Below are 24,550 nucleotides of genomic sequence, written 5' to 3'. Positions count from 1 at the left end.
CCTTGGAGGTTATTATGTTGAAGAATCTGAAGATCGGCATGAAACTGCTGATAGGCTTCGGGATTGTCCTTCTGCTTACCGTTATGGTGGGTCTTGCGGGATACACCGGAATGAACAAAGTTCTCGGAAGCGTGGAGTATTCCGAAGATATGTGGACTGTTGGCGAATACATACTCAAAGCACGCCAGCAGGAGAAAAACTACGTAATAAGACATGATCAGGCTTCTCTGGACAATATACACAAAGAGCTTGACGGGCTTAAGGCAAGGGCTGAGGAAACATCCAAAAAGATGAACAATCAGGCCATCACCGCTGATGTAAACAAGATACTGGACGGAGTAAGCAAATACGAAGCAGCTTTTGATAAGTATGTTGCTGTGGATAAATCGAAAGTCGATGATGAAGCAAGGATGGTCACTGCTGCCCTGAACGCCATAGCCGAAGCGGAAAAAATGGCGAAGGATCAGGTTAAGCAGTTTAACGACATTCTTTCCTCATCAAAAGATGCTGCGGCACTTGATGACAAAATGGATAAGGTGAACCGCGCTTATGCCATCATGATGGATATAGCTGAGGCGAGAAGGCTTTTCTGGGTGTTTAAAAGCACAGGGAATCCCAAAGATGCTGAAGGTGTCCGTGAGCGTATAGGAAGAGCCAGAGCAGCGACTGAAAGCCTTAAGGCTTCCTTTGCAAACAAACACAATATAGAAAGCGCAGAATCGCTTATAAAATCTATTAAGGACTACGGCGATAATCTTACGGTTTATGTTGAGCGCAATGCCGAGCAGGTAAAAATCGATCAGGAAATGATCGACAGTGCTAGGGCGGCGGCGGAAGTAACAGCAGTTGCCAATGCAGCAAGCTCCGACATGATGATGTCCGATTTCAGAAGCGCACTTGTGATGATCCTCGTGATGTCTGTTGTGGCTCTTGTATTCGGCATAGCGGCGGGAGTCGTGATTGCCAGAGGCATAACAGGGCCTATAAACATGGGTGTCTCATTCGCGCGGGAAGTTGCGAACGGTAACCTTGATGCGGATATAGACCTCGATCAGAAGGATGAGGTGGGAATGCTCGCCGCAGCCATGAAGGATATGATAAACAAGCTCCGCGGCATAGTTCTGGAGGTCAAGGCAGCTTCGCTTAATGTTTCCTCCGGCAGCGGACAGCTGAGCAGCGCGGCTCAGGAAATGTCTCAGGGCGCAACAGAGCAGGCGGCAGCGGCGGAAGAGGCCTCAAGCTCAATGGAGGAGATGACCTCCAACATAAACCAGAACGCAGACAACGCTCTCCAGACGGAGAAAATTGCCCGCAAAGCAGCGGATGATGCCAAAGAGGGCGGACACGCAGTAGACCAGACAGTGAAGGCGATGAAGGATATAGCCGGCAAAATCTCGATAATAGAAGAGATAGCCCGCCAGACAAACCTCCTCGCACTGAACGCCGCTATAGAGGCAGCAAGGGCAGGCGAGCACGGAAAAGGCTTTGCTGTTGTTGCAAGCGAAGTACGCAAGCTTGCCGAACGCTCACAGGAAGCGGCAAGAGAGATAAGCGAACTCTCCACCACAAGTGTTGAGATAGCGGAAAAAGCGGGCAGTCTGCTCCAGCAGATTCTTCCCGATATTCAGAAAACAGCCGAACTGGTTCAGGAAATAACTGCATCAAGCAGCGAACAGAGAACCGGAGCGGAGCAGATAAACAGCGCGATTCAGCAGCTTGACCAGGTTATTCAGCAGAATGCCGGAGCCTCAGAAGAGATGGCCTCAACTGCGGAAGAACTCTCAAGCCAGGCAGAAGCTCTTGAACAGACAATGCAGTTCTTCAAGATGAAGGACGGATCAGGCATATCCTCAGGCAGACACAGAAAGCCTGCAATCAGGAGCGCACACATTAACTCAAACAAAACCCCCGCGCTTAAACCCGCCAAGGGAAAACAGCAGGGGGAGGGAGTGGAGCTGAACCTTTCGGGCAGCGACCACGATAAACTTGATGACGAGTTTATTAGTTACTGACAAATCGGAGGTAGTTATGTCGGAAAACATAAACGACACTGGAAGCTGCCAGGTGCTTACCTTTAAGATGGGCGAAGAGGTGTTCGGAGTGAACATCATGTCCGTCAGGGAGGTGCTTGACTACACCAATGTTACAAAAGTTCCGCAGACACCGGATTTTATGCGGGGAGTTATCAATCTCAGGGGAAATGTTGTCCCGGTTATTGACCTCAAGCTTAAGTTCGGCATGTCGGCCACAGAACGCACCGTGAACACCTGCATAATCATTGTTGAGGTTTCTCTCGACGGCGAGAGTGCAATTCTGGGTGCACTGGCGGATTCAGTGCAGGAAGTTGTGGACTTTGAAAAAGAGTTCATAGAGCCTGCTCCCCGGATCGGCACACAGCTTAATACTGAGTTTATCCAGGGCATGGCGAAAAAGGGTGAGGGTTTTGTAATCATTCTGAACATTAATAAGGTATTTTCCGCCGATGAACTGAATATGTATTCGGGATTACAGGAAAACGCTTCATAAACCGGGATTTTTCCGGAATTTTATCTGACGACGGATGAGCCGTCACTTTTTCTGACACCGTTGTGAGCGGTAAAAAGGGGAGGGAGCATTGCTCCCTCCCTGAGAACCGTTATATCTGATCTCTGCACGCGCGCAGTTTAACTTTACTGATAAACAGAGCGAGGGATCGAAATGTTCAAGAATATGAAACTTGGAATGAAACTCGGCATGGCTTTCGGGCTGCTCATCCTCATAATCGCTGTACTTGGTACGGTGGCTATGCTGAATATGTCTAGGGTCAAAACGGAGTCGCTTAAGCTCTCCGAGGAATATGTGCCGGAAGTGGAACTGGCCGGTAAGATAGAAAGAACAAACGCTGCTGTTATGCTGAACATGCGTACATACCAGTACACAAAAAGCGATGCAGATTATAAAAATGCGCTGACCGGGTTCTCTGACCTCAGAAAGTATATAGCGGATATTCAGGCCCTGGCCGACAGATCAAAAAACCTGAAGACCCTGAACGCCACCGCAGGTGAAGTGCTTGCTTCCGCAAATGAGTATGAGGGGCTTGCAAAAGCAACTGATGATGTCAACAGAGCCATTCTTTCCTCTCTGGATAAAATGGGTGCGTCTGCCGCTGTTTTTATGAAAAACTCCGAGTCCTATCTGCATCAGCAGGAGCAGGAACTTCTCAGTGAGATAAAAAGCGGTCTGAGCGCGGACAAACTTTCGGAAAGAGCCCGAAAAGTCGCTATGATGAATCAGGTGATGATGGACGGCAACTTCATACGTATAGAGGTGTGGAAAGCGCAGTCAACCGGAGATCTGGAGGCACTGAACGCAACTTTCCCGAAATTTGCCGATATTGAGGAGATTCTTGAAGGGATAACTGCTGTAACCCGCAGGCAGAATAATCTCAATCAGCTTGCAGGGATCAAACAGGCTCTTGCCGATTATGAAAAGGGCATGGAATCTCTGGTTGTTTCATGGAAAGAACTGAACGCACTGGGCGAAAAGCGCGGTGCAGCAGCTGCAAGACTCCTTGAAGGCGCACAGAACATAGCTGTGGCCGGAATGGAACAGACCACGGCTATAGCCCGTCAGGCTGTCTCTGTACTTAACGCATCTGCGTTTACAGTGATGACCGGTCTGATAATTGCGCTTATAATAGGTGTCACCCTCGCGGTCATAATGACAAGGATGATTACAAAGCCGCTCTTTATGGGTGTAGAGTTTGCCAGACAGGTTGCGGCGGGTAACCTTGATGCACATATAGATTTGGAAAGCAAAGATGAAATAGGACAGCTTGCTGCTTCTCTCAGGGAGATGATAGCCAAGCTTAGAGAAATAGTCTCCGATGTGAAAAGCTCATCTGAAAATGTTTCCTCAGGCAGCGAACAGCTCAGCAGCGCCGCACAGGAAATGTCACAGGGTGCTACTGAGCAGGCAGCGGCGGCGGAAGAAGCCTCAAGCTCAATGGAGGAGATGACCTCCAACATAAACCAGAACGCAGACAACGCCCTCCAGACAGAGAAGATCGCCCGCAAGGCGGCTGATGATGCGAAAGAGGGCGGCGGCGCGGTTGAACTCACCGTGAAGGCTATGAAGGACATAGCGGGTAAAATCTCTATAATCGAAGAGATAGCCCGCCAGACAAACCTTCTCGCCCTCAACGCGGCAATTGAGGCTGCAAGGGCAGGGGAGCACGGAAAAGGCTTCGCTGTTGTTGCAAGCGAAGTGCGCAAACTCGCCGAACGCTCTCAGGAAGCAGCAGGGGAGATAAGCGAACTCTCCGTGAGCAGTGTGGAGGTTGCCGAACGTGCGGGAGCGCTTCTTCAGCAGATACTGCCGGATATACAGAAAACAGCCGAGCTTGTGCAGGAGATAACAGCCTCCAGCACCGAGCAGAGAACAGGCGCCGAACAGATAAACAGCGCCATACAGCAGCTTGATCAGGTTATACAGAGAAACGCCGGAGCCTCCGAAGAGATGGCTTCCACAGCGGAAGAACTGGCGAGTCAGGCGGAAGCATTGCAGAGCGCGGTTGCTTTCTTCAGAATGAGCGGCTCATCCTCATCAGGCAGCTACAGACCGAAAAATACCGGAACCTTTAAAACGGGAAGGCCTGCTGCGCTGCCTGTTATGAAGGAACCTAAGAGAAAAACCGCCTCAAAGAGCGGGGTAAATCTTAACCTTCATGATGATAATGACAAACTAGATGAAGAGTTTGTGAGCTACTGACATGAACGTTCTATAAAATAAGACCCGCTTCGCGGTTGTATTTATCTGCGAAGCGGGTTAATCTAAAAGGGTGGAGTATGTCGTCAAACTTTGATGTTTTCCGTCAGAACCTGTCATCTGCGGAGTTTGAAAGAATAAAGGATTTTATAGAGAACCACTGCGGAATCAAACTCCCGCCCACAAAAAAGCAGATGGTAGAGGGACGCCTGAGAAAGCGTCTTCGGAAGCACAGTTTCACCACCTATGAGGAGTACCTTGACTATGTTTTCACCTCCGGCGAAGGTGAGGAGGAGATAGTCAGCCTCATTGATGTACTGACCACCAACAAAACCGACTTCTACCGCGAACCCGGCCATTTCGAATACATGCGTGACAGGGTTCTCCCATATCTGCTCAAAGACAATGACAGCGCAAGAGTTAAAGTGTGGAGCGCAGGCTGCTCAAGCGGCGAGGAGCCCTACACTCTCTCTATGGAACTGCACGGCTTTTTTGAAAATATCAAGGGCTGGAGCTTTGAAATTCTCGCAACGGATATTTCAACGGAAGTTCTCAGAAAAGCATGCACAGCGATTTACGATGAGGAGAAAATTTCTAATCTCCCTTTTGAAATAAAGAAAAAGTTTTTTTTAAGATCAAAGGACAGGAACGACTGCAAGGTGCGCCCGAAGCCGTTTGTAAGGAAATCCGTAAGATTTGCGCGTCTTAATCTTATGGATGAAAAGTTTTCGCATGATAAGGATTACGATATAATATTCTGCCGCAATGTTATAATATATTTTGACAGAGAAACCCAGGAGAGAATCCTGAGGAAACTCGTGAGTCATCTGAAACCGGGAAGGTTTCTTTTTCTCGGACACTCAGAGACAATACACGGGATGAATCTTGATGTGGAAACAGTCGCACCAACAGTTTACAGAAAATTATGATACCGGAATAAAACCGTTGATAAAAAACATTTATCTGAAACCATGTGAAATGTATATCAACAAGGAACCTGCGGTGGTCAGCACCGTTCTTGGTTCATGCGTTTCCGTGGTGATGTTTTGGCCGGCGGTTAAAGTTGGCGGCATGTGCCATGCCATGCTCCCGTCATCCAATTTCTGCGTTGTTGGCGAAAGCTCATCTTATTCTAATAAATTCGTTGACTCATCAATAAATTATATGCACAGCCGCTTTCAGTCATGGGGGGCTTACCCCATGGAACTGGAAGTAAAGGTGTTCGGCGGTGCGGATATGTTCCGCACGGAATCGGGCAAGCTTAAAAGAGAAACCATCGGCGCAAAAAACATTCAGGCGGCTTTTGCCGCACTGGCCGATCTGGGTTATAGAATTACCGCGCAGGACGTAGGGGGAAGCATGGGGCGAAAGCTTTATTTCTACTCCGCCGAAGGGCGCGTTTTTATGAAAAACCTTAGGAATACAGTAAACGCAGGTTAATTATATGGGTCTGAAGGTTCTTGTTGTAGATGATTCCGCCGTAGTCAGACAGACTCTCACTGAGATTCTCTCATCCGATCCTGAGATAAGCGAGGTCGCTTCCTGTCAGGATCCGTTTTATGCCGCGGAAAGAATGAAGCATTTTATCCCTGATGTGATCACTCTTGATGTGGAAATGCCCCGCATGGACGGCATAACCTTTCTGAAAAAACTTATGTCCCAGCACCCGATTCCGGTTGTTATGTGTTCAAGCCTCACAGTCGAGAACTCGCAGACGCTTATGAAGGCTATGGAGTACGGCGCGGTGGATGTTATCCAGAAACCGAAGTCCGGGACGAAGGCATTTCTTGAGGAATCAAAAATACTCATCTGTGATGCGGTAAAGGCCGCTGCCAAGGCATCTGTCAGAAAAATATCCGCATCATCGTACACTGTTCAGCCAAAGTTCACAGCGGATGTTATTATCCCCAAAAGCACAAACAAGGCTATGGTGGAAACCACAGAGAAGGTTATTCTCGTGGGTGCGTCAACCGGCGGAACAGAGGCTCTGACGGTTTTTCTCACCGCCATGCCGCCCGATGCTCCCGGAATAGTCATAGTTCAGCATATGCCGGAGAACTTTACCGCTTCATTTGCCCAAAGGCTTGACTCCCTCTGTAAAATCAGTGTTAAGGAAGCGGAAAACGGTGATACTGTCCTCCCCGGAAGGGCTCTGATTGCGCCCGGAAACAAGCATATGCTGATAAAGCGCAGCGGAGCCAGATACTTTGCCGAGATAAAGGACGGACCCCTCGTGAGCAGGCACAGACCCTCGGTTGATGTTCTCTTCCGCTCCGGTGCGAGGTATGTAGGCTCCAATGGGGTTGCCGTTATCATGACCGGAATGGGGGACGACGGCTCCAAGGGGCTTCTTGAACTTAAGGAGGCGGGAGCCTTCACAATAGCTCAGGATGAAGCCACCAGCATTGTTTTTGGGATGCCCAAAGTAGCGATAGAACTCGGAGCGGCGCAGAAAATTCTCCCTCTCGGAAGCATAGCTCCGTTTGTTGTTTCCTACTGCCGAAGCTGAGGCGGGAGCGTTTGATGCAAAACGGCTATCTGCATGAGTTGGTGGGAATCCTCACAGCCTCCGTGGCTGTGATGTTCATGTTTATGTATCTTTACGTAAACGAGCGCAACGATTACCTGAAAATATGGGGTTACAGTTGGTTATTCAACATTTTCAGATACATCGTGCAGATTATCATCCGCATTTACGGGGAAACAGATGTCCTAGTATTTCTTAAGCTGAGTTTTGTACTTGCCGGAGGCATGCTGCTCATCATGGGCGCGCACATGCTCATGGATAAAAAGCGGCCGCGTTTTCTTTTACCGGCAGCATTGAGTGCGGAAGTCCTTCTTGCTGCCGCGCTATTTGACGGTGCATCCTATTACACTGCTGATACTGCCGTATTCATACTGTCCTCAGCCGCCTTCATATATGCCGGGGTTATTATACTTCTGTCCGGCTCATTTCAGGGTTTCGGGAAAAAACTAACCGGAATATCCCTTGTGCTCTGGGGAATACACAAGCAGACATACCCGTTTATTGAACAGGCAGCAAGGGAAGGTTCAGTAAACATCCAGTACTATTCCGCCGGTTTCCAGCTTGCAGTATTTTTCACATTCACCGTTTCCATGGGCGTTATCATAATGCACTTCGAAAAGGTTAAAAAACTTGAGAGGCATCTGTCCATAATTCTGGACAAGCTCAGTAGCGCGGGCAATTCAGCTTATTACAGCTTTAATTTCAGACCGGAGCCTTCTGTGGAGGTGCTCAGCGCGAACGCTGCCCGGCTCATAGGGTTCAGCAGCGATGAGAGCCGGAACGCGGAAATAATACTGCGAATAGCGGATTATGAGAAAAGAAGGCAGAAATCCGAAAATCCGGTGGATATTGAATCACTCCCGTTTACAGACTTTGAGGGGAGAACAAGGTGGCTTGAGTTCTACAACATGGCAGAATATTCCTCAGACGGCAGCTGCACAAGCCTCACAGGCTTTGTGTTTGATGTGTCGGATAAATATATGAAATTCCGCGAAAGTCTGAACAGGATGGAGTGGTACGAAGGGATGTTCCGGCTTTCGGGCGTTCCGATGCTTTTTATCAATATAAACACGCTTATGATTGAGGATGCTAACCGCGCCGCGGAAATATTTTTCGGCACAGGGGTGGAAAAAATGAAAAACTGCCTCCTGTCTGATTCCGTGTTCGGGGAAAATCCTTTTTCATCTGACTTTCTTAAAAAGATAGAGATAGAGGGTCAGGGCAAGATGCAGTGCTCTTTTACCGGTGAAAAAGGGGGCACAAAGGACTTCCTGCTTCTTTGTGCGAAGGTGCGTTTCAGGGAAAAGGAGTACATCTTTGCCATAGTGATGGACAAAAGCAACGAAAAATACCTGACAAACCGCCTGTTCAGCCTTGAGAGCATACACAAGGCTCTGCTTAATGCGATGGATGAAGGAGTTATGGTTTTTGACGGTGCGATCAACATCAAGTTTATGAATAGCTCAGCAGAGCGGATTCTTAAATACAGCCCGTCAACCCAGCCCGAAAACCTCAGGGATATTCTCCGGCCCGGAACAGAAAACGAGGAGTCTCCGCTGCTTGAAGCGGTTGAAAAAAACAGAGGCATACACAGAGGCGAGGCTTTTTTCAAAAACAGTGCGGGGAGCATAATTCCTGTTGCTTACAGCATAAACAAAATAGAGCATGACTCATACGAGAACGGGGGCGTTCTCGTTTTCAGGGATATTACGGAGGAAAGAAATACAAAGGACGGCCTTATAGCTGGTCTGGAGGAGAAAAACTTTCTCATAAGGGAGATACATCACAGGGTAAAAAATAATCTACAGATAGTCAGCAGCCTGCTCAGCATTCAGAGTGAGTATCTGAATGATGAAAAAGCCGTAAGTTATTTCAAAAACAGTATTCAGCGTATAAAATCCATGGCTATAATACATGAAATGCTCTACAGAGGTGACAGCGCGCAGGGGCTTGATTTCAAAGCCTATCTCACAAAACTTGTAGGTGAGATAGCAATGACTTACACCTCTGTGTGCCCGGTTTATGTTGATGTTGAATGCTGCGAGATGAGGCTTAATCTGGATGAATCGATTGCGGTCAGTCTGCTGATAACCGAAATAATCACCAACTGTTATAAACACGCATTCAGCAAAAACTCGGTTGATGCGCGCATAAATATACGTGTATGCTTCACTAATGACGAAAAACGGGAAATACTGATTGCAGACAACGGAGCGGGGATTGAAGATGCCGACCGTTTCAGAAACTCAGATACCCTTGGCTCTCAGATAATTATCTCGCTTATCTCGCAGCTTGCCGGGGATTTGCGGATTGAAAATAACGGCGGAACAGCGTTTATTTTGAAATTTTAACCTGTTATTTGTTAAAATTGCTATGAGCAAAAAAGGAATTGTTATGGGAAAGATACTTATTGTCGAAGATGAAGCTCTGATAGCAATGGATATAAGATCGAAGCTTTTAAGTTTCGGCTATTCTGAAGTCGTGTACGCGGTAAGGCCTGAGGACGCGATGAAGGAGATAGAAAAAGAGGTTCCCTCTCTTGTACTTATGGATATTAATCTCAAGTCGGATCTTGACGGCATAGATCTGGCCGGAATCATAAATACATCATACAGAATCCCGGTTGTGTTTCTCACAAGCTATTCTGACATAAATACAATGGACAGAGCCAGCGAGGCTGCCCCCTACGGCTACATAGTCAAGCCGGTGGAAACACAGTCGCTTTACTCTGTTGTGTCTATGGCTATTAAAAGGGCCTCCGTTGAGCGCAACCTTGTGGAGCAGAACGGGCTTTTTGAGGCAGTTCTGGAAAACTCCGCAGAAGGGATAGCGGTTGCGGATGAAACGCTGAAAATAAAATACTTTAACCATATCTTCATGGAGATTTTCGGAATAGAAAGGGGCGACATATACGGTGAAAGTCTGGATAAGGTCATCACTGAGATTGAGCCCTCACTTGCCGGAGTAGTTTCAGGCGTTATTGAAGGCAGGGAGAGCAGCGCCAAAAGGATAGACATCGGCATAGACGGAAAGCTCAAGGCCGTGCTCATGAACGTTTCCGCTTTCAGTCTGGACGGTGAGACCACAAGATACTTGTTCATTTTTTCAGATCTCAGCGAACTTGAGAGAATGAAGAACGAGCTGGACACCACAGCAAGAAACTTTGACGAAATTTTCGAAAAAAACCGCGATGCTCTGGTGCTTCTTAAAATTCCCGAACACACCGTATCTGACCTCAACCCTGCTGCAGAAAAGATGCTTGGCTTCAAAAAGAGTGAGATGCTGGGAAAAGTCCCCAAGGAACTGATACGTGTTCTCGCCGTCAGCGGCTGCATTCTTGGCGATTCGGGGCAGGATGAGGCTGTGTGCACCATGACCCGTCACGCAGACGATGCGTTCACATTCCTTGCCAATTCACAGAGGCTCAGCATAGGCGGAACGGAATATCTCTATCTCTCCTTTAAGGACATCACAGAGGCGAAAAAGCTTGAGAAAAGAGAGCGCCAGTTACAGGAAAAGCTTATACAGACCAATAAAATGACTGCTCTGGGAACCCTGGTTTCGGGCATAGCGCACGAGATAAATAATCCGAACAATTTCATAATGTTCAACAGCAAAATGATGCTGGATCTCTGGAAGGGGTTCAGTCAGGTGCTGGACAGGGTTTATGAAAAAGAAGGGGATTTTGAGATAGAGAACCTGCCTTACTCTGTACTGCGGGAGGATATTCCCAAACTTCTGGAGGGGATAGCCGGAGGCTCGGAGAGGATCAAGAAAATTGTCCATGAGCTGAAAAGCTTTTCAAAAGGCGATTCAGAGCAGATGGATGACAGGATCAACATAGAAGAGGTTGTCACCTCTGCCGTGAAAATTCTGAAACAGCATATAATGAGATACACCGCAAACTTCGAAACCGAGGTGATAAAGCCTGTGCCCTGTTTCAAAGGGAACAGGCAGAAGGTGGAGCAGGTGCTTATCAACCTTATTCTCAACGCCCTTGAGGCGCTTAAGGATAAAAACGGCACAGTGAGGCTTACTGCCTCAGCGGATGAAAACGGAAATGTAAAAATATGCGTTTCCGATACCGGTGTAGGTATTCCCGGTGATATAATAAGAAGGATAACAGAGCCCTTCTTCACCACAAAGCTTAAGGACGGGGGGACCGGACTTGGGCTTTCTATTGTGTACACTTATGTGAAGGAGCATAAAGGAGAGCTGGACTTTTTCTCCGAACCGGAGAAAGGAACAACGGTAACGGTGACGTTTCCCGCACAGGGATGAGCGGGAGGAATTTTATGCTGAAATATGATGCGCCCATCCTTCTCGTTGATGACGAGGAGGACATTCTTTTTTCATACAGTTTTGCTCTTAAAAGCGCGGGATATAAAAATGTAACCGCTGCCTCCGGCGGTAAAAAAGCAATCGAAATCCTCGGACAGAAAGCCTTTGCGCTGGTAGTACTCGATCTTTACATGCCGGAAGTGGACGGCAATGACATTCTTGATTTCATTTCAGCCAGATACCCCGGCACACCTGTGGTAATCATAACAGCGGCGGACGATTCACAGACTGCGGTAAACTGCCTTAAAAAAGGGGCAGACGACTACATCCTCAAACCTGTGGACAGTCTGCGCTTCATCACCACCATAAAAAACATTCTCGAAAAAGAGGAACTTAAGCGTCAGGTGGAGAGTTTTTCCGATGCCGCCGAGGTTTCTCATCTTAAATGCCCGGACGATTTCGGGGCGATTGTCACCAAAGAGAGCGGCATGTACTCCATATTCAAGTATATAGAAGCCGTGGCGGGAGGCATGCAGCCTGTCCTTATCTGCGGTGAGACAGGCACGGGGAAGGAGCTCATGGCAGAGGCAGTTCATAAGGCCAGCCGGAGAAAGGGAGCGTTTGTCCCCGTGAATGTTGCGGATGTGGATGACACCGTTTTCTCGGATACTCTTTTCGGTCACAGAAAGGGAGCCTTCACCGGGGCGGATAAGGCACGGCGCGGTCTTCTCCTTGAAGCCTCAGGAGGCACACTGTTTCTGGATGAGGTGGGGGACATCTCCGAAAATTCTCAGCTTAAACTTCTCCGTTTTCTTCAGGAAGGCACTTTCCGCGCCATTGGGAGTGACACAGAGGAGAAGTCCGATGTGCGCATTGTGCTTGCCACAAATGCCGATCTCGAAAAAAAAGTTGAGGCAGGCAGGTTCAGAAAAGACCTCTACTACAGAATAGCAATACACAAGCTCCTGCTTCCGCCGCTCAGGGAAAGGAAGGGGGACATCGCCCTGCTTTTTTCCCATTTTTATAAGCTTGCCGGCAAAGAGCTGGGCACGCCGACCAAAACTTTTGAGAAAGCTGCGGCGGGTGTACTCTCCTCGTACACTTTTCCGGGAAATATCAGGGAGCTTCGTGCCATAGCATATGATCTTGCCGCAAGGAGCGGGGATGTACTGAGCGCTGGGGATGTTATCTCTTATCTGGAATCCACCGGAAGAAGCAGAGGCGCTGTGAGCTCAAACATGCCCGGCGGAGCACAGTTCACTTATTCCGGAAGGTTCCCTTCGCTGAAGGATATGGAGAATATTCTGATCGATGAAGCGCTGAAAATCAGCGGCGGCAACCAGAGCAAGGCGGCATCCCTTCTGGGTATATCCCGGCAGGCCATGAATAAAAGAGTCAAGGGCTGAATCTTTGTTTTTATTTCCTATCAGTGATATAGGATTAATATTGTCTTTTTAAATCTGTTGACAAGGGGGAGAAAGAGGGGTATTGTTGACCTATGAGGTAAACAATTGGACTCTTTCATTGCCAGAGAAGGCGACTACGCCATAAGGATTGTTGTTTATTTAGCCGAAAACGGCGGGATGAAAAAAGTGGAAGATATAAGCGCAGCCATAGGGGTTCCCAAACCCACAACGGCAAAGGTCATAAACCGGCTTAAAAAGTGCGGCTTCATCACCACACGAACAGGCAAAAACGGCGGCATAGAGGCTGCCCCCTCCGCAGCGGAGGCGAGCCTGTACGATATTCTCAAATGCATGGGTGTCACACTGGATATAAATGTGTGTGTTGCTCACCCTTCCGCCTGTTCCCGCAAACCCTTCTGCCGCGTGACCCACAGACTGGGCGAAATCCAATCAGTAATGACGGAACAATTGATGAACTCCAGGGTAAAAGACTTCATTTATTAATTACATACATGGAGCTGCCAAAAAGGCGGCAGGAGGTTCTAAATGAATGAATACTCATATGACTACAGAACGGTGCAGGGGTTCATACTCTCTGCAATCTTCTGGGGAGTCATCGGGCTTGTCATCGGCCTTCTTATCTCAGTGCAGATGTGGAATGTCGACTTCAACTTCGGTGAATACTTCTCCTACGGAAGACTGAGAACCATCCATACCAATGTCCTTGCTTACGGGCTTGGAATCGGTGCGGAGTTCGGTATTTTTTACTATCTTACCATCAGGCTCACCAAAAGGAACCTTGTGCTGGGTAAGCTGGCCAGATTTCACCTCTGGCTGTTTAACGTAGGCATGGTTCTGGCGACCTTCACCCTTTTCATAGGGATGAACCAGTCACTTGAGTATGCTGAGTTTGAGTGGCCCATCGACATCGCCATTGTTATTCTCTGGGTGATTTTCACCATCGTTATTCTTACCAACATTTTCAAAAGGAAAGAGGAGCATATGTACGTTTCTCTCTGGTACATAATCGCAACACTTATAGCAGTTGCAATTCTGTACATAGTGAACAACCTGCATATCCCCGCCACGCTGACCAAATCTTACCACCTGTTCGCAGGGACAAACAGTGCGAACGTTGAATGGTGGTACGGGCATAACGCCGTGGGCTTCCTTTTTACCACGCCCATACTGGCGATGTTCTATTATTTTCTTCCCAAAGCGACAGGACTCCCCCTCTACAGCCACAGACTCTCAATTATATCTTTCTGGTCGCTGATATTCGCCTACCTCTGGACAGGCGCGCATCACCTTGTCTACACACCCCTGCCCGACTGGATTCAGACTCTGGGCATAGTGTTTACCCTGTTCCTCATAGCTCCTTCATGGGGCTCCGTTATCAACGGCTACTTCACGGTGGATGCAGACTGGGGTAAAATGAGAACCAACTACCTCACCAAGTTCTTTGTGCTGGGCATTACCTTCTACGGTTTGCAGACCATTCAGGGCCCCTCACAGGGGATCAGGGTGATAAGCTCACTTATCCACTATACAGACTGGGTTCCCGGTCACGTTCATATGGGTACAATGGGCTGGGTGACTATGGTTATCTGTGCATCCGTGTATGTGATTATTCCCCACATATACAAAACTAAGATTTTCAGCGAGAAGGTGGCAAACATCCACTTCTGGCTTGTGCTTGTGGGACAGCTAATGTTCTCCGTAACTATGTGGGTAACAGGTATTCAGCAGGGCGCTATGTGGAAAATGACCAACGCCGACGGAAGCCTGAAATACACATTTATGGAAACACTCGTGGGCAACTACCCATACTGGCAGATGAGAACCGTGGCCGGCGTTATCTTCGTCGTGGGCATGCTGTTCTTTGTTTATAACGTTTTCATGACAATCAGACAGGGGCAGACTCAGGCTGCCGCTGCTGAAGCGAAAGCAGCGTAAGGAGGTGCGGTGATGAGTCAGAAAAAAGATATTTACTCCAAAACCATACCGTTTGCGCTGATGGTTGCTGTTACCATACTCGTAGGTACAATTGTAACCACTATCGCCCCTATGTTTACAAAAGGCATGCACCCTAAGCTTGATAACCTTAAGCCTTATACCATCCTCGAACTTGCAGGGCGTGATGTTTATCAGAAAGAAGGCTGCGTAAACTGCCACACTCAGACAGTAAGACCGCTTAAGGCTGATGTTCTCCGTTACGGGGATTACTCCAAAGCGGGCGAATTTGCCTATGACCGTCCCTTCCTCTGGGGCTCGAAACGCACAGGTCCCGACCTTGCGAGGGTGGGCGGCAAATATTCTGACGAATGGCACATTCAGCATATGGAAAACCCGCAGGCATTCTTCCCCAAATCGAACATGCCCAAGTATCCGTGGCTGAAAGATAAGCCTCTTAATGTGAATGAGATGAAAGCCAGAATGAACGCTCTCGGCTTCCCGTACACAGAGGAAGACCTCGCACAGGCTGCGGAGTCAACCGAGCTTGACGCAATGGTTGCTTACCTTCAGGTTCTGGGAACCGCAGTTGAGAAGGAAGGCGTGATGCTTGTTGAAGAGGACTCAGTTGAAGAAGCAAACCCGCTGGCCGGAAATGCGGAAGCACTGGCAGAGGGCAAGGCTCTTTACGCTGCTGAGTGCGCAGGCTGCCACGGTGTTAATGCAGAAGGCAACATAGGCGCTTCCCTTGTGGATTACGCTTCTGCCGGACCTGCTTCAAGGGACACTTATATAATAATTGCCAACGGCTACGAAGGCGTGATGCCCGGCTTTGCATCCTCTTTCAGCAGAGAGAGAATCTGGGCGCTGGTTGAGTATATTGAATCACTCGCTGAGTAAGGAGAAAGGCCATGCAGAAAGAAGAATTCGATAATTTTGAAGAATTTAACCGCAAGGACACGGAGCATAAGCTCCCCTTGGGCTGGCTTGTGCTTTTCATCGGGCTGATTCTCTGGGGTGTGTACTATTTCGCAATGTATACCCCCGCTATCAGCGGCTGGACACAGGAAAAGGCATACCAGGAAAGCATAGAGAAATAACCTGACCTATAAATTCAAGACCCCTCCGCGGCGTGCAGTCTGCGGAGGGGCATATTAAAAGGACGGACAACTGATGGAATTCGGAGCACTGTCATTTTTACTGTACGGCATTCTTCTCACTGCTGTTTTTGCGGGGCTGATAATTTACTACTTTTCATCCAAGCGCAAAGATAAGGTGGAAGAGGCCAAGTACAGAATGCTCGAAGATGATGAGCAGGAAACAGAAGATAAGAAATGACCGCTGACTTGCAGTTTTACAGAAAGGCGGTGCGCTGGGGAGCGACTCTGCTGTTTTTCGCTGTCCCCTTTGTGCGCCTTAACGGGGAAAGCCTGCTGAGGTTTGATGTTCCGACCCTCAGGCTGTTCTTTTTCGGGAAAGCAATATGGATAGAGGATTTTTTCCTGATTCTTCTGTTCATATTCGCATTGACGTTTCTGTTCATATCCGTGACCCAGCTTTTCGGGCGGGTATGGTGCGGATGGCTCTGTCCGCAGACTTTGATGGTGGACTTCACCAGAAAGATGGACTCAAAAAAGCTGAACACAGCTGCGAAGATAGAAAGCAATCTCTTCACAGCGGTTTTCAGCATAATGATCGCAGCTTGTATGGTATGGTACTTTGTGCCGCCTTACGATTTTATAAAGGAACTGGCGGAGTTAAGGCTCGGCAGTGTCACTCTGTGGTTCTGGGGTGTGCTTTCGGTCATAACCTATATTAACTTTGCTTTTTTCCGCCACGGCTTCTGCACCACAGTCTGTCCCTATGCGAAGCTTCAGGGGATCATGTTTGATGCCCACACCATGGCAATCACTATGCACCCCGAAAGAAGGGACGAGTGCATAAACTGCCTTGCCTGTGTAAAAACATGCCCCACGGGGATAGACATACGCAGGGGCTTTTCGCAGGGGTGCATAAACTGCGCGGAGTGCATTCAGGCATGCGGCAGGGTGATGGGCAAAAAAGGGAAGACATCTCTCATCGGCTATGTTTACGGCCTTGAGGATAAGCCGAAGTTTTTCAGGGTCAATGTGCTGATAACTTCGGGCCTGTTTCTTATATTTGCTGTTTTGTTCACTGTGCGGCTGCTTCTCAGCGATCCGTTCGGCTTTGAGGTTTATCCCGCTTCGCAGATAATGCCCCGTGAATATGACGGACGGATATTAAATGCCTTTGATGTGAGGCTCACCAACCGCACGGGAAGAGACATGAGCATAAGCCTCAGTGTGGAAGGTGCGGAAAACGCCGAAATTCAGCCCGGCCGGGTTTTTGAACTGGGGGCGGGCGAATCGGTCAGGAAAGAGGTTTATATCATTCTGCCGGAGGAAGCGTTCGGGAAATATCCGGTGCGGACATTTAATCTGAAAGCGGAAACGGAAGGGGAGAGCCCTGCGTCCGTGATGTCGGAGGCCGGGTTCCGCAAACCCATAGGGAGGAAGAAATGAAAGTAACTGTTCTTATATTTCTGCTGGCTATTATAACCATCGCACCATCTGTGGTGGTTGGAAAGAAGCTTTTTGACGGCAGGGTGGAGGATAATTCATACGAGAAAGGGCTTGCCTATGACGAAATGCGGGATACCGTTATGGAAAAGGGGCTTAAGCTCACTGTTAAGAAAATAGAGCAGACGGAGAAAAACGTGTTTATGGATTTCTCCCTCGGCGGAACATACAGGCCTCAAAGCCTGAAAGCGGAAGTGGAAAGACCCGTGGGCGGCAGAACCCTTGAGGTTCCGGTCACGGAAAGCGGGGAAGGCTACGCCCTGTCCGCACCGCAGCTTGAAAAAGGCTACCATATCCTTAAGGTCACCTTTGCCGTGGACGGCAAAGAGGTTAGGCTCAAAAGGAACTTTTATATAAACTAGTGTTCATTTTCAGGAGGATCATATGAGAAAGGGAACAATTCTGATGATAATAAGCCTGATAACCATGATAGGCATACCCCTTCTGTTCGCCCTTAAATACGCCGGATAAATGTCAGCCTTATACCTGCTGATTCCGGTCAGCCTCATCCTCGGAGCCATTGCTCTGGGGCTGTTTCTTTATGCCGGCAGAAAAGGGCAGTTTGACGATATTGAAGGGCCGAAATACCGGATGCTTGATGACGACGAAGACGACAAATAGGAAATGTGCCCACTGTCAGCTTGATGTTAAGGAAAACTCCGCCATTAAAATCGAAAAGGACGGAGAGACCTTATACTTCTGCTGTCACGGCTGCATGAGCGTTTACGGGCTTATACACGATGCGGGGCTTGATTCCTTTTATATCCGCCGCACTGACTGGAAAGAGGGCGGGGTGGATTCCGCCCGCGTTTCGGATGAGCTTTTCGAGGATGACTTCAAAGAGGACAACGGGGAATGCTCCCTTGATGTGGTGCTTTCCGGTGTCCGCTGCTCCTCCTGCATATGGCTGGTGGAAAATTTCTTCCGCAAGGATGAAAACATTTCATATGTGCGGGTCAACTACGCAACCCACAAGGCAAAAGTGCGCTGGAAAAAGGGCACGCTGAGCCTGAGTGATATGCTGGAGAAGTTCCGCTCCCTCGGCTATCCGCCCATGCCTGTGGGCAAAGGGGGCAGAAACACTGTCCTTGAGGAGGAACGGAAGGACTATTTCTACCGCTTCTCTGTCGGTTCGTTTTTCGCCATGAACGTAATGCTCTACACCTTCGCCATGTATGCCGGATATTTTCAGGGGATGGAAGAGGGGCTGAATAAATTCTTCAAGCTTCTTTCGTGGGCTCTGGCTACTCCGGTTATGTTCTACTCCGGCTGGCCGTTCATCGTTAACAGCATCAAGTCTGTACGCAACCGTGTGCTGAATATGGATGTTCTGGTTTTTCTGGGATCGTTCAGCTCATACGTTTACAGCGTGGGCGCGGTTTTCAGCGAGAGGGAAGTCTATTTCGATACCACATGCATGATAATAACCCTCATACTTCTGGGGAGATTCATAGAAACCGGAGCCAAGCTCCGCCACAGCGGCGCTGTCACCCGCCTTTTATCCTACCAGCCTCAGACCGTCAGGATCATCAGGGACTTTGACCCCGCAGCCTACACCGCGGGAAAACTTGAACCTGTGCTTGTCCCTGTCAGGTCAGTGAAAACAGGCGATTTCCTTGAGGTTCTGCCCGGTTCTTCCGTTCCTGCGGACGGACGGGTAATCTGCGGTGAAAGCGAGGTGGACGAATCCATGCTCACCGGGGAGTCCTCCCCTGTGTTCAAAACGGAGAATGCAGAGGTTTTCGCAGGGACATCAAACCTTAACGGAACCCTTGTCATAGAATGCGCTCAGGCGGGGAGCGGAACTGTGCTCTCCCGCATAGTGAAGGCTGTGGAGGAGGCTCAGGCGGAAAAAGCGCCGATCCAGAATCTGGCGGACAGCATAGTGGGCTGGTTTGTACCTGTCATAATCACAATAGCCGCCGTGACCTTCGGCTGGTGGTACTTCACCACAGGAAACGGGCTTACCGGGTTCATGAACGCCGTCTCAGTGCTGGTGATCGCCTGCCCCTGCGCCCTAGGGCTGGCAACTCCGCTGGCTGTGATGATAGCCACCACTAAGACGGCCTCATTCGGTGCGCTGGTGCGCAGCGGTGAGGTCATGGAAACCCTCAGCCGCATAAACTGCTGGTGCTTTGACAAAACAGGCACAATCACCAGAGGCGAGATGAAAGTGGCGGATATTTATGATCTCGGCTCAGGGCGGACGCTGGAGCTTGCCGCATCGGTTGAGCGTTATTCATCCCACCTTATATCAAAAGCGGTTACGGATTATTATGACGGCACATTCCTTCCCGCCGAAAATTTCCGTGAGATACCCGGAAACGGTGTTGAGGCGGATATAAACGGCAGAAAAATCCGGGCAGGCAAGCTGAAATTCATTGAGGAGCACGCAGAAGTCACCCCCGAAATGCGGGAACAGCATGACTACTTCACAGCCAAAGGGCACACCGTCGCCGCAGTCTCAGAGGAGAGGGAGCTGATCGGCTTCATCCTCCTTTCCGACTCAGTGCGTGAGGAGGCGGGGTATACTCTGGGCGAGCTTGTGAGGCGCGGAAACCGTGTGCTTATTCTCACCGGTGACAGCCGCAAGGCGGCGGACAAACTCGTGAATACCATAGGCATAGAGGGAATAGAATGCTGCGCCGAGGTCACCCCTTTTGAAAAGGCAGAAACTGTGCGGAAACTGAAAGGCGAAGGCCTGAGGGTGGCTATGGTCGGTGACGGTATAAATGACGCTCCGGCGCTGACTGAGGCGGACGCAGGCATAGCCATGGGCAAGGGGACTGACATAGCCATCGAAAGCGCGGATGTTGTGCTGATGAGGGGCGATCTCTCCGTTATTATAAAATTAAACAAGACTGCGAAAAAAACATTTGCTGTGATAAAAGAGAACCTGTTCTGGGCTTTCTCCTATAATTTCATCGCAATACCGCTTGCGGTAACAGGGAAGATACACCCCATATTCTCCGCCGCGTTCATGGCGGTAAGCTCCCTGATCGTGGTGTTCAACTCAATGCGTATCAACTCGAAGTCCTAAAACCTTACCCCCTGCCAGATAAACCATGCGCCCATGCAGATGAGGAGTATGAGGCTGAGGAGGTTGAAGAACCCCCTTCTGCCCATGATGAAGTTGCCGAAGACGGCGGCGAGCATCATGGCGGTGATCGTGCCTATGCCGAAGAGGAACATGGACAATGCGCCCTTCACTGCGTTTGCGGAGGCGGAAGCGGCTATAAGCGCCCCGTAAACAAGCCCGCAGGGGATAAGCCCCAGAACCAGTCCGCTGCCGAAGGCTGTTTTAGGCTGAACCTTTTTTATCAGATTCATTATTTTCTCTGCGGCAAACCTGTTCTCGAACCTGTTCAGCAGGTTGTAGCCGAAGAATGACAGGAGCCCGTAAAGTATGAGGAATACTCCGGCGAATACGGCGGAGGCTTTCTGTATCCCCGCCATGTTTCCGGCGAGGGTGGCCATATTCCCCAGAGCGCCCGCCGCAGCGCCCATCACGGCGTAAGTGACTGAGCGGCCTATATTGTATTTCAGGTGCGGGGCGTACATATTCGCATAGCCTTTGTTTCCGCCCACGAATCTGCCGGAAATATAAAGAACGAAGGGGTGGCACATGCCTATGCAGTGCCCGAACCCCCCGAAAAAACCGAGCGACAGAAACCCCAGAAGGTCAATGTTCTGCAAGATCGGCTCCTAGCTTTTTGGTATTTTGAAGAAAAATACCTTGGAGTGCTCAGCGCCTTTGTAGGAGAAGGTGAGCTTGCCGAACCAGATTTCCCCGCCCATCATGCACTTGGGCAGAACAGCGGTTGCGGTGTATTTTCCGTCCGCTTTTGCGAGGTCATAGGCATATTCACCCATATCCATCTTCATGTTAAAGCGTATTTTACCGTTTTCAACCGCAATCGGAGCTCCCTTTTCCGTAAAGGCAAATGTGAAGGTGATCGGCTTGAAGGCCTCTGTCGGGCGTGACATTGCGGCTGCTATCTCAATGCCGTCCACTGTGAAGGTTTTGTCCGCAGTATAGAGATCGTTTTCCGCATCAAGGGGTATGACGAAGCGCTCCGCAGCGAAGGCTGCCGAGAACATGCATACGATGACTGCAGCGGTTAAGAGTGTAATAAATTTTTTCATAAATAATACCTCCTTGATATTCATATGATGTTACTCCTTTTATAAATCGTGATCAAGTCAATGTAAGCATCAGCCCAACAAATATGATCTGTGCAAAAACTGCACAGGAAAAGAGGGCAGGCTGGCTGAGAAGGAGCATATGATGCAGAAATCAAACATATGTATAACGCAAATAGGTAATTTTGTCAGTGTTTTGGCGGGATATTTATTTTTTTGCAGTTTGATGTTGCCACCGGAAAAACAGCCATCTATATTTCCTATAAAGTTAATATGAATATGGCTTTCAGGACTTCTCGGGGGAGGAGTCTTCCGCAGACGGCGCTGTCCACTCCGCATGGGCAGCGCCGCATGAGCGGAACTTTTTCTGTTTGAAAGGTTCATACGTAGATACACACGGAGGAAATATGAAGATTTTGTTTAAATTAATGTTATTAGGCGTTCTTGTTATGTCTGTCGCGGCGTGGAGCTGGGGCGGAAGCAAAACAAAAGAGGCAAAAGCCCAGAACGGCGTGGTTAAAATAGCCCTTAAAGATGTGAATGACGGCAAGGCTCATTATTTTCATACAAAAATCAACGGCAAAGACGTGAAGTATTTCATACTTAAAAGCAGTGACGGCGTGATCAGGGCAGCGTTTGATGCCTGTGATGTCTGCTACCGCGAGAAAAAAGGCTACTCACAGCAGGGCGATTTCATGGTCTGCAACAACTGCGGTATGAAGTTCCACTCCATGAAAATAAACGAGGTCAAAGGCGGCTGCAACCCTTCGCCCCTGACAAGAACAACTGACAAGGATTTTGTCTACATCAAGGCAACTGATATAGCTTCAGGCGCGATGTACTTCTAGGATAGCTGATGAATCTGTTTACGATACCTTTAAAGAATCTCCGGCGCAAAGCTCTCCGCACGGCGATGCTGACGCTGGTTTTCTCGGCGGGGATAATCTCCGTGGTGGGGCTTTACTATGTCTCTGCCACTGTGGGTGAGAGCCTTGAGCAGAAGCTCACCGCCTACGGAGCCAATATCCTCATAAGACCCCATTCCGAAAGTCTGGATGTGAGCTACGGCGGTTTTTCCATGGGCAACCTTTCCTACAATATCCACAAGCTTGATATGGATGAGGTGGAAAACGGAGTGCGCGGCATAGGCTATAAGGAGCGCATAAGCTCTGTTGCACCCAAGCTTCTGGAAACATCCTCCATAGACGGCAGGGAGTTTGCCGTTGTGGGGATAAACTGGGTGGAAGAGCTTAAGATAAAAAGCTACTGGTACATAGACAAGGCAGACCACAAAGCGCACGGGCACGACACGGCGAGCCTACCCGAAGGCACGGAAATGGTCATGGACGGACTTGAGGAAGGAAGCGAGTTCGGGAAATACGACATAGTGGCCGGAAACACCGCAGCAAAGCTTTTGGGACTTGAAAAGGGCTGGGAAACGGAGATTGAAGGAAAGACTTTTAATGTGGCAGGTGTCCTCGCTCCTATGGGAACTGATGAGGACAAGCTGGTGTTCATGGATATAGAGGCCTTGCAGGAGCTTAAAAACAAGCCCGGAGAGGTCACCTTCGTTGAGGTCTCAGCCCTGTGTGCCGGATGCCCGATTGAAGATATAGTGGTGCAGATAAAGCAGGCTCTGCCTGATGTGGATGTAACTGCCATGCAGAGCGTGGTTAAGCAGAGGATGTTTACGGTTAATTTCGTGAAAAACCTTGTTCTCGTAATTAGTGCGGTTATCCTCGTTATAGCCTGCTTCATGCTTGCCGTGTTTATGATGGCCTCTGTAGCCGAACGCAGGAGCGAGATAGGCATTCTCCGTTCCATGGGCTATTCAAGATTCAAGATCTTCTGCCTGTTCAGCTTTGAATCGCTGGTAATAGGCGCTGCCTCAGGCATTGCAGGTTTCGGGGCGGGTTATTTCACTGCGGTGAAAATACTTGAGAAAATGGAGCTTACAGACGGGGCGGCGATACACTTTGAACCTGCTCATCTGATTCTCAGCGTGGCTGTGGTGTGCCTTGTTTCTGTAGCTGCATCGGTCATTCCCGCACTCAAAGCGGCCAGAACCGAACCGGCAAGCGCCATAATAAGGCTCTAGGTGAAATGATGCTTAAGGTAAATGATATATATAAAAGCTACAGCGGCAGCGGGGTCGTTACCCCTGTGCTGAAAGGGGTTTCCCTTGAAGTCGGCAAAGGGGAGTTTGTGTGCCTCCTCGGCCGTTCGGGTTCAGGCAAGAGTACACTGCTGAACATAATGTCCTCCCTGCTGGATGCGGATAAGGGTGACATAATTTATATGGACAAGCCTTTCAGGGGTATGAAACGCTGCGAAACTGACCGCTTCCGCAGGGAAGAGGCAGCAATGATATTCCAGTTTCATCACCTCATGCCGTATATGACAGCCTTTGAAAATGTTATGCTTCCTTTTCTCTCCGGCATTAAGCCCGCAGGGAAGGAACAGAAAGCCAGAGCCTATGACGCTTTGGCGAAGGTTGGGCTGGCCGGAAAGGAAAAGCGCCTTCCCTCACAGCTTTCCGGCGGCGAGCAGCAAAGGGTGGCAATAGCCAGAGCCATAGTGGGCAGACCTGCCGTTCTCTTTGCGGATGAACCGACAGGCAGCCTGGACAAAGCCAACGGGGACGCTGTGATGAAAATACTGAGCGATCTGAATAAGGAAGGGCTTACCGTAGTCATGGTGACCCACCAGAGGGATTACGCGGAGTATGCCGGCAAGGTTGTGGAGCTCTCCGACGGAAATGTTGACAAAATAACAGTCAAATCAGCATAAAGACATGCCGCCTCCGGGCGGCTTTTTCTTACTTATTTATAAGCATGCTTATTTTTCGTTTTCTAATCAAAAAAGCTTCATCTCGCTTGGAAACTTCATTTTTG

23 protein-coding genes are annotated in these 24,550 nt (G+C 49.1%); 21 read left to right on the top strand and 2 right to left on the bottom strand.

Going from position 1 to position 24,550, the window contains the following annotated elements; translation table 11 throughout:
- Positions 1-14: 14 nt before the first annotated feature.
- The 18 genes from OSQ85_RS07785 (at position 15) to OSQ85_RS07700 (ending at position 20,553) form a co-directional block, all read left to right on the top strand.
- Positions 15-2,012 carry a HAMP domain-containing methyl-accepting chemotaxis protein gene (locus tag OSQ85_RS07785; RefSeq protein WP_265822286.1) on the top strand — a complete coding sequence of 666 codons (1,998 nt, stop codon included), beginning with the start codon at positions 15-17 and terminating at the stop codon, positions 2,010-2,012.
- 16 nt (positions 2,013-2,028) lie between these two features.
- Complete coding sequence (locus OSQ85_RS07780; protein WP_265822285.1) at positions 2,029-2,526, top strand: chemotaxis protein CheW; 498 nt, start codon at positions 2,029-2,031, stop codon at positions 2,524-2,526.
- A 171-nt stretch (positions 2,527-2,697) separates the two neighbouring features.
- Positions 2,698-4,749 (top strand): HAMP domain-containing methyl-accepting chemotaxis protein, encoded by a 2,052-nt coding sequence (locus OSQ85_RS07775; RefSeq protein WP_265822284.1) that lies wholly within the window; start codon positions 2,698-2,700, stop codon positions 4,747-4,749.
- A gap of 77 nt (positions 4,750-4,826) precedes the next feature.
- On the top strand, positions 4,827-5,675 hold the full coding sequence (locus OSQ85_RS07770; RefSeq protein WP_265822283.1) for a CheR family methyltransferase: 849 nt from the start codon (positions 4,827-4,829) through the stop codon (positions 5,673-5,675).
- Between the two features lie 16 nt (positions 5,676-5,691).
- A complete protein-coding gene (locus OSQ85_RS07765; protein WP_265822282.1) occupies positions 5,692-6,186 on the top strand; it encodes a chemotaxis protein CheD in 495 nt (164 codons plus the stop codon).
- Positions 6,187-6,190: 4 nt separating this feature from the next.
- Positions 6,191-7,255: a protein-glutamate methylesterase/protein-glutamine glutaminase gene (locus tag OSQ85_RS07760; protein ID WP_265822281.1), complete on the top strand. Its 1,065-nt coding sequence runs from the start codon at positions 6,191-6,193 to the stop codon at positions 7,253-7,255.
- A 14-nt stretch (positions 7,256-7,269) separates the two neighbouring features.
- Positions 7,270-9,624, top strand: a complete 2,355-nt coding sequence (locus OSQ85_RS07755) for a histidine kinase dimerization/phosphoacceptor domain -containing protein (RefSeq protein ID WP_265822280.1) — start codon at positions 7,270-7,272, stop codon at positions 9,622-9,624.
- Between the two features lie 43 nt (positions 9,625-9,667).
- Positions 9,668-11,554, top strand: coding sequence for an ATP-binding protein (locus tag OSQ85_RS07750; RefSeq protein ID WP_265822279.1), 1,887 nt, complete (start codon positions 9,668-9,670; stop codon positions 11,552-11,554).
- A gap of 14 nt (positions 11,555-11,568) precedes the next feature.
- On the top strand, positions 11,569-12,960 hold the full coding sequence (locus OSQ85_RS07745) for a sigma-54-dependent transcriptional regulator (protein WP_265822278.1): 1,392 nt from the start codon (positions 11,569-11,571) through the stop codon (positions 12,958-12,960).
- A gap of 105 nt (positions 12,961-13,065) precedes the next feature.
- On the top strand, positions 13,066-13,464 hold the full coding sequence (locus OSQ85_RS07740; protein ID WP_265822277.1) for an RrF2 family transcriptional regulator: 399 nt from the start codon (positions 13,066-13,068) through the stop codon (positions 13,462-13,464).
- A 42-nt stretch (positions 13,465-13,506) separates the two neighbouring features.
- Positions 13,507-14,916, top strand: coding sequence for a cbb3-type cytochrome c oxidase subunit I (locus tag OSQ85_RS07735; protein WP_265822276.1), 1,410 nt, complete (start codon positions 13,507-13,509; stop codon positions 14,914-14,916).
- A gap of 12 nt (positions 14,917-14,928) precedes the next feature.
- Positions 14,929-15,813: a cytochrome-c oxidase, cbb3-type subunit II gene (ccoO, locus tag OSQ85_RS07730; RefSeq protein ID WP_265822275.1), complete on the top strand. Its 885-nt coding sequence runs from the start codon at positions 14,929-14,931 to the stop codon at positions 15,811-15,813.
- A gap of 11 nt (positions 15,814-15,824) precedes the next feature.
- Positions 15,825-16,013 (top strand): cbb3-type cytochrome c oxidase N-terminal domain-containing protein, encoded by a 189-nt coding sequence (locus OSQ85_RS07725; RefSeq protein ID WP_265822274.1) that lies wholly within the window; start codon positions 15,825-15,827, stop codon positions 16,011-16,013.
- Positions 16,014-16,086: 73 nt separating this feature from the next.
- Entirely contained in the window at positions 16,087-16,251 is a 165-nt protein-coding gene (locus OSQ85_RS07720; protein WP_265822273.1) for a cbb3-type cytochrome c oxidase subunit 3, read from the top strand.
- Positions 16,248-17,456, top strand: coding sequence for a 4Fe-4S dicluster domain-containing protein (locus tag OSQ85_RS07715; protein WP_265822272.1), 1,209 nt, complete (start codon positions 16,248-16,250; stop codon positions 17,454-17,456). The genes OSQ85_RS07720 and OSQ85_RS07715 overlap by 4 nt, the downstream gene beginning before the upstream one ends.
- The gene (locus OSQ85_RS07710) at positions 17,453-17,875 is read left to right on the top strand and encodes a FixH family protein (RefSeq protein WP_265822271.1); all 423 of its coding nucleotides are present in this window, start codon (positions 17,453-17,455) and stop codon (positions 17,873-17,875) included. The genes OSQ85_RS07715 and OSQ85_RS07710 overlap by 4 nt, the downstream gene beginning before the upstream one ends.
- A gap of 109 nt (positions 17,876-17,984) precedes the next feature.
- Positions 17,985-18,134 carry a cbb3-type cytochrome oxidase assembly protein CcoS gene (ccoS, locus tag OSQ85_RS07705; protein ID WP_265822270.1) on the top strand — a complete coding sequence of 50 codons (150 nt, stop codon included), beginning with the start codon at positions 17,985-17,987 and terminating at the stop codon, positions 18,132-18,134.
- A complete protein-coding gene (locus OSQ85_RS07700; RefSeq protein WP_265822269.1) occupies positions 18,112-20,553 on the top strand; it encodes a heavy metal translocating P-type ATPase in 2,442 nt (813 codons plus the stop codon). Before ccoS ends, OSQ85_RS07700 begins: the two co-directional genes overlap by 23 nt.
- Here OSQ85_RS07700 and OSQ85_RS07695 read toward each other — a convergent pair.
- Together OSQ85_RS07695 and OSQ85_RS07690 are read right to left on the bottom strand one after the other, a co-directional pair.
- Positions 20,550-21,209 (bottom strand): sulfite exporter TauE/SafE family protein, encoded by a 660-nt coding sequence (locus tag OSQ85_RS07695; protein WP_265822268.1) that lies wholly within the window; start codon positions 21,207-21,209, stop codon positions 20,550-20,552. The two genes, OSQ85_RS07700 and OSQ85_RS07695, sit on opposite strands and share 4 nt — an antisense overlap.
- A 9-nt stretch (positions 21,210-21,218) precedes the next feature.
- Positions 21,219-21,659 (bottom strand): hypothetical protein, encoded by a 441-nt coding sequence (locus tag OSQ85_RS07690; RefSeq protein WP_265822267.1) that lies wholly within the window; start codon positions 21,657-21,659, stop codon positions 21,219-21,221.
- Between the two features lie 404 nt (positions 21,660-22,063).
- Here OSQ85_RS07690 and OSQ85_RS07685 point away from each other — a divergent pair, with 404 nt between their 5' ends.
- The 3 genes from OSQ85_RS07685 to OSQ85_RS07675 are packed head-to-tail and all read left to right on the top strand — an operon-like array spanning position 22,064 to position 24,446.
- Positions 22,064-22,504 carry a DUF2318 domain-containing protein gene (locus tag OSQ85_RS07685; RefSeq protein WP_265822266.1) on the top strand — a complete coding sequence of 147 codons (441 nt, stop codon included), beginning with the start codon at positions 22,064-22,066 and terminating at the stop codon, positions 22,502-22,504.
- 8 nt (positions 22,505-22,512) lie between these two features.
- The gene (locus OSQ85_RS07680) at positions 22,513-23,754 is read left to right on the top strand and encodes an ABC transporter permease (protein ID WP_265822265.1); all 1,242 of its coding nucleotides are present in this window, start codon (positions 22,513-22,515) and stop codon (positions 23,752-23,754) included.
- Between the two features lie 8 nt (positions 23,755-23,762).
- Positions 23,763-24,446: an ABC transporter ATP-binding protein gene (locus OSQ85_RS07675; protein ID WP_265822264.1), complete on the top strand. Its 684-nt coding sequence runs from the start codon at positions 23,763-23,765 to the stop codon at positions 24,444-24,446.
- Positions 24,447-24,550: the final 104 nt, after the last annotated feature.

The sequence above is a fragment of the Geovibrio ferrireducens genome (assembly GCF_026226615.1).
Taxonomy (GTDB): domain Bacteria; phylum Chrysiogenota; class Deferribacteres; order Deferribacterales; family Geovibrionaceae; genus Geovibrio; species Geovibrio ferrireducens.
Note: the sequence above shows the minus strand (reverse complement) of the source record. Positions and strands in the feature narration are given on the sequence as shown.

Excerpts from the sequence above, each read along its gene's own strand:
- OSQ85_RS07725 (WP_265822274.1), top strand. The coding sequence starts at position 15,825 with ATGCAGAAAGAAGAATTCGATAATTTTGAAGAATTTAACCGCAAGGAC.
- ccoO (WP_265822275.1), top strand. The coding sequence starts at position 14,929 with ATGAGTCAGAAAAAAGATATTTACTCCAAAACCATACCGTTTGCGCTG.
- OSQ85_RS07700 (WP_265822269.1), top strand. The coding sequence starts at position 18,112 with ATGACGACGAAGACGACAAATAGGAAATGTGCCCACTGTCAGCTTGAT.
- OSQ85_RS07760 (WP_265822281.1), top strand. The coding sequence starts at position 6,191 with ATGGGTCTGAAGGTTCTTGTTGTAGATGATTCCGCCGTAGTCAGACAG.
- OSQ85_RS07780 (WP_265822285.1), top strand. The coding sequence starts at position 2,029 with ATGTCGGAAAACATAAACGACACTGGAAGCTGCCAGGTGCTTACCTTT.
- OSQ85_RS07750 (WP_265822279.1), top strand. The coding sequence starts at position 9,668 with ATGGGAAAGATACTTATTGTCGAAGATGAAGCTCTGATAGCAATGGAT.
- ccoS (WP_265822270.1), top strand. The coding sequence starts at position 17,985 with ATGTCAGCCTTATACCTGCTGATTCCGGTCAGCCTCATCCTCGGAGCC.
- OSQ85_RS07745 (WP_265822278.1), top strand. The coding sequence starts at position 11,569 with ATGCTGAAATATGATGCGCCCATCCTTCTCGTTGATGACGAGGAGGAC.
- OSQ85_RS07690 (WP_265822267.1), bottom strand. The coding sequence starts at position 21,659 with ATGAAAAAATTTATTACACTCTTAACCGCTGCAGTCATCGTATGCATG.
- OSQ85_RS07675 (WP_265822264.1), top strand. The coding sequence starts at position 23,763 with ATGCTTAAGGTAAATGATATATATAAAAGCTACAGCGGCAGCGGGGTC.
- OSQ85_RS07770 (WP_265822283.1), top strand. The coding sequence starts at position 4,827 with ATGTCGTCAAACTTTGATGTTTTCCGTCAGAACCTGTCATCTGCGGAG.
- OSQ85_RS07710 (WP_265822271.1), top strand. The coding sequence starts at position 17,453 with ATGAAAGTAACTGTTCTTATATTTCTGCTGGCTATTATAACCATCGCA.
- OSQ85_RS07775 (WP_265822284.1), top strand. The coding sequence starts at position 2,698 with ATGTTCAAGAATATGAAACTTGGAATGAAACTCGGCATGGCTTTCGGG.
- OSQ85_RS07785 (WP_265822286.1), top strand. The coding sequence starts at position 15 with ATGTTGAAGAATCTGAAGATCGGCATGAAACTGCTGATAGGCTTCGGG.
- OSQ85_RS07755 (WP_265822280.1), top strand. The coding sequence starts at position 7,270 with ATGCAAAACGGCTATCTGCATGAGTTGGTGGGAATCCTCACAGCCTCC.
- OSQ85_RS07680 (WP_265822265.1), top strand. The coding sequence starts at position 22,513 with ATGAATCTGTTTACGATACCTTTAAAGAATCTCCGGCGCAAAGCTCTC.
- OSQ85_RS07685 (WP_265822266.1), top strand. The coding sequence starts at position 22,064 with ATGAAGATTTTGTTTAAATTAATGTTATTAGGCGTTCTTGTTATGTCT.
- OSQ85_RS07735 (WP_265822276.1), top strand. The coding sequence starts at position 13,507 with ATGAATGAATACTCATATGACTACAGAACGGTGCAGGGGTTCATACTC.
- OSQ85_RS07720 (WP_265822273.1), top strand. The coding sequence starts at position 16,087 with ATGGAATTCGGAGCACTGTCATTTTTACTGTACGGCATTCTTCTCACT.
- OSQ85_RS07715 (WP_265822272.1), top strand. The coding sequence starts at position 16,248 with ATGACCGCTGACTTGCAGTTTTACAGAAAGGCGGTGCGCTGGGGAGCG.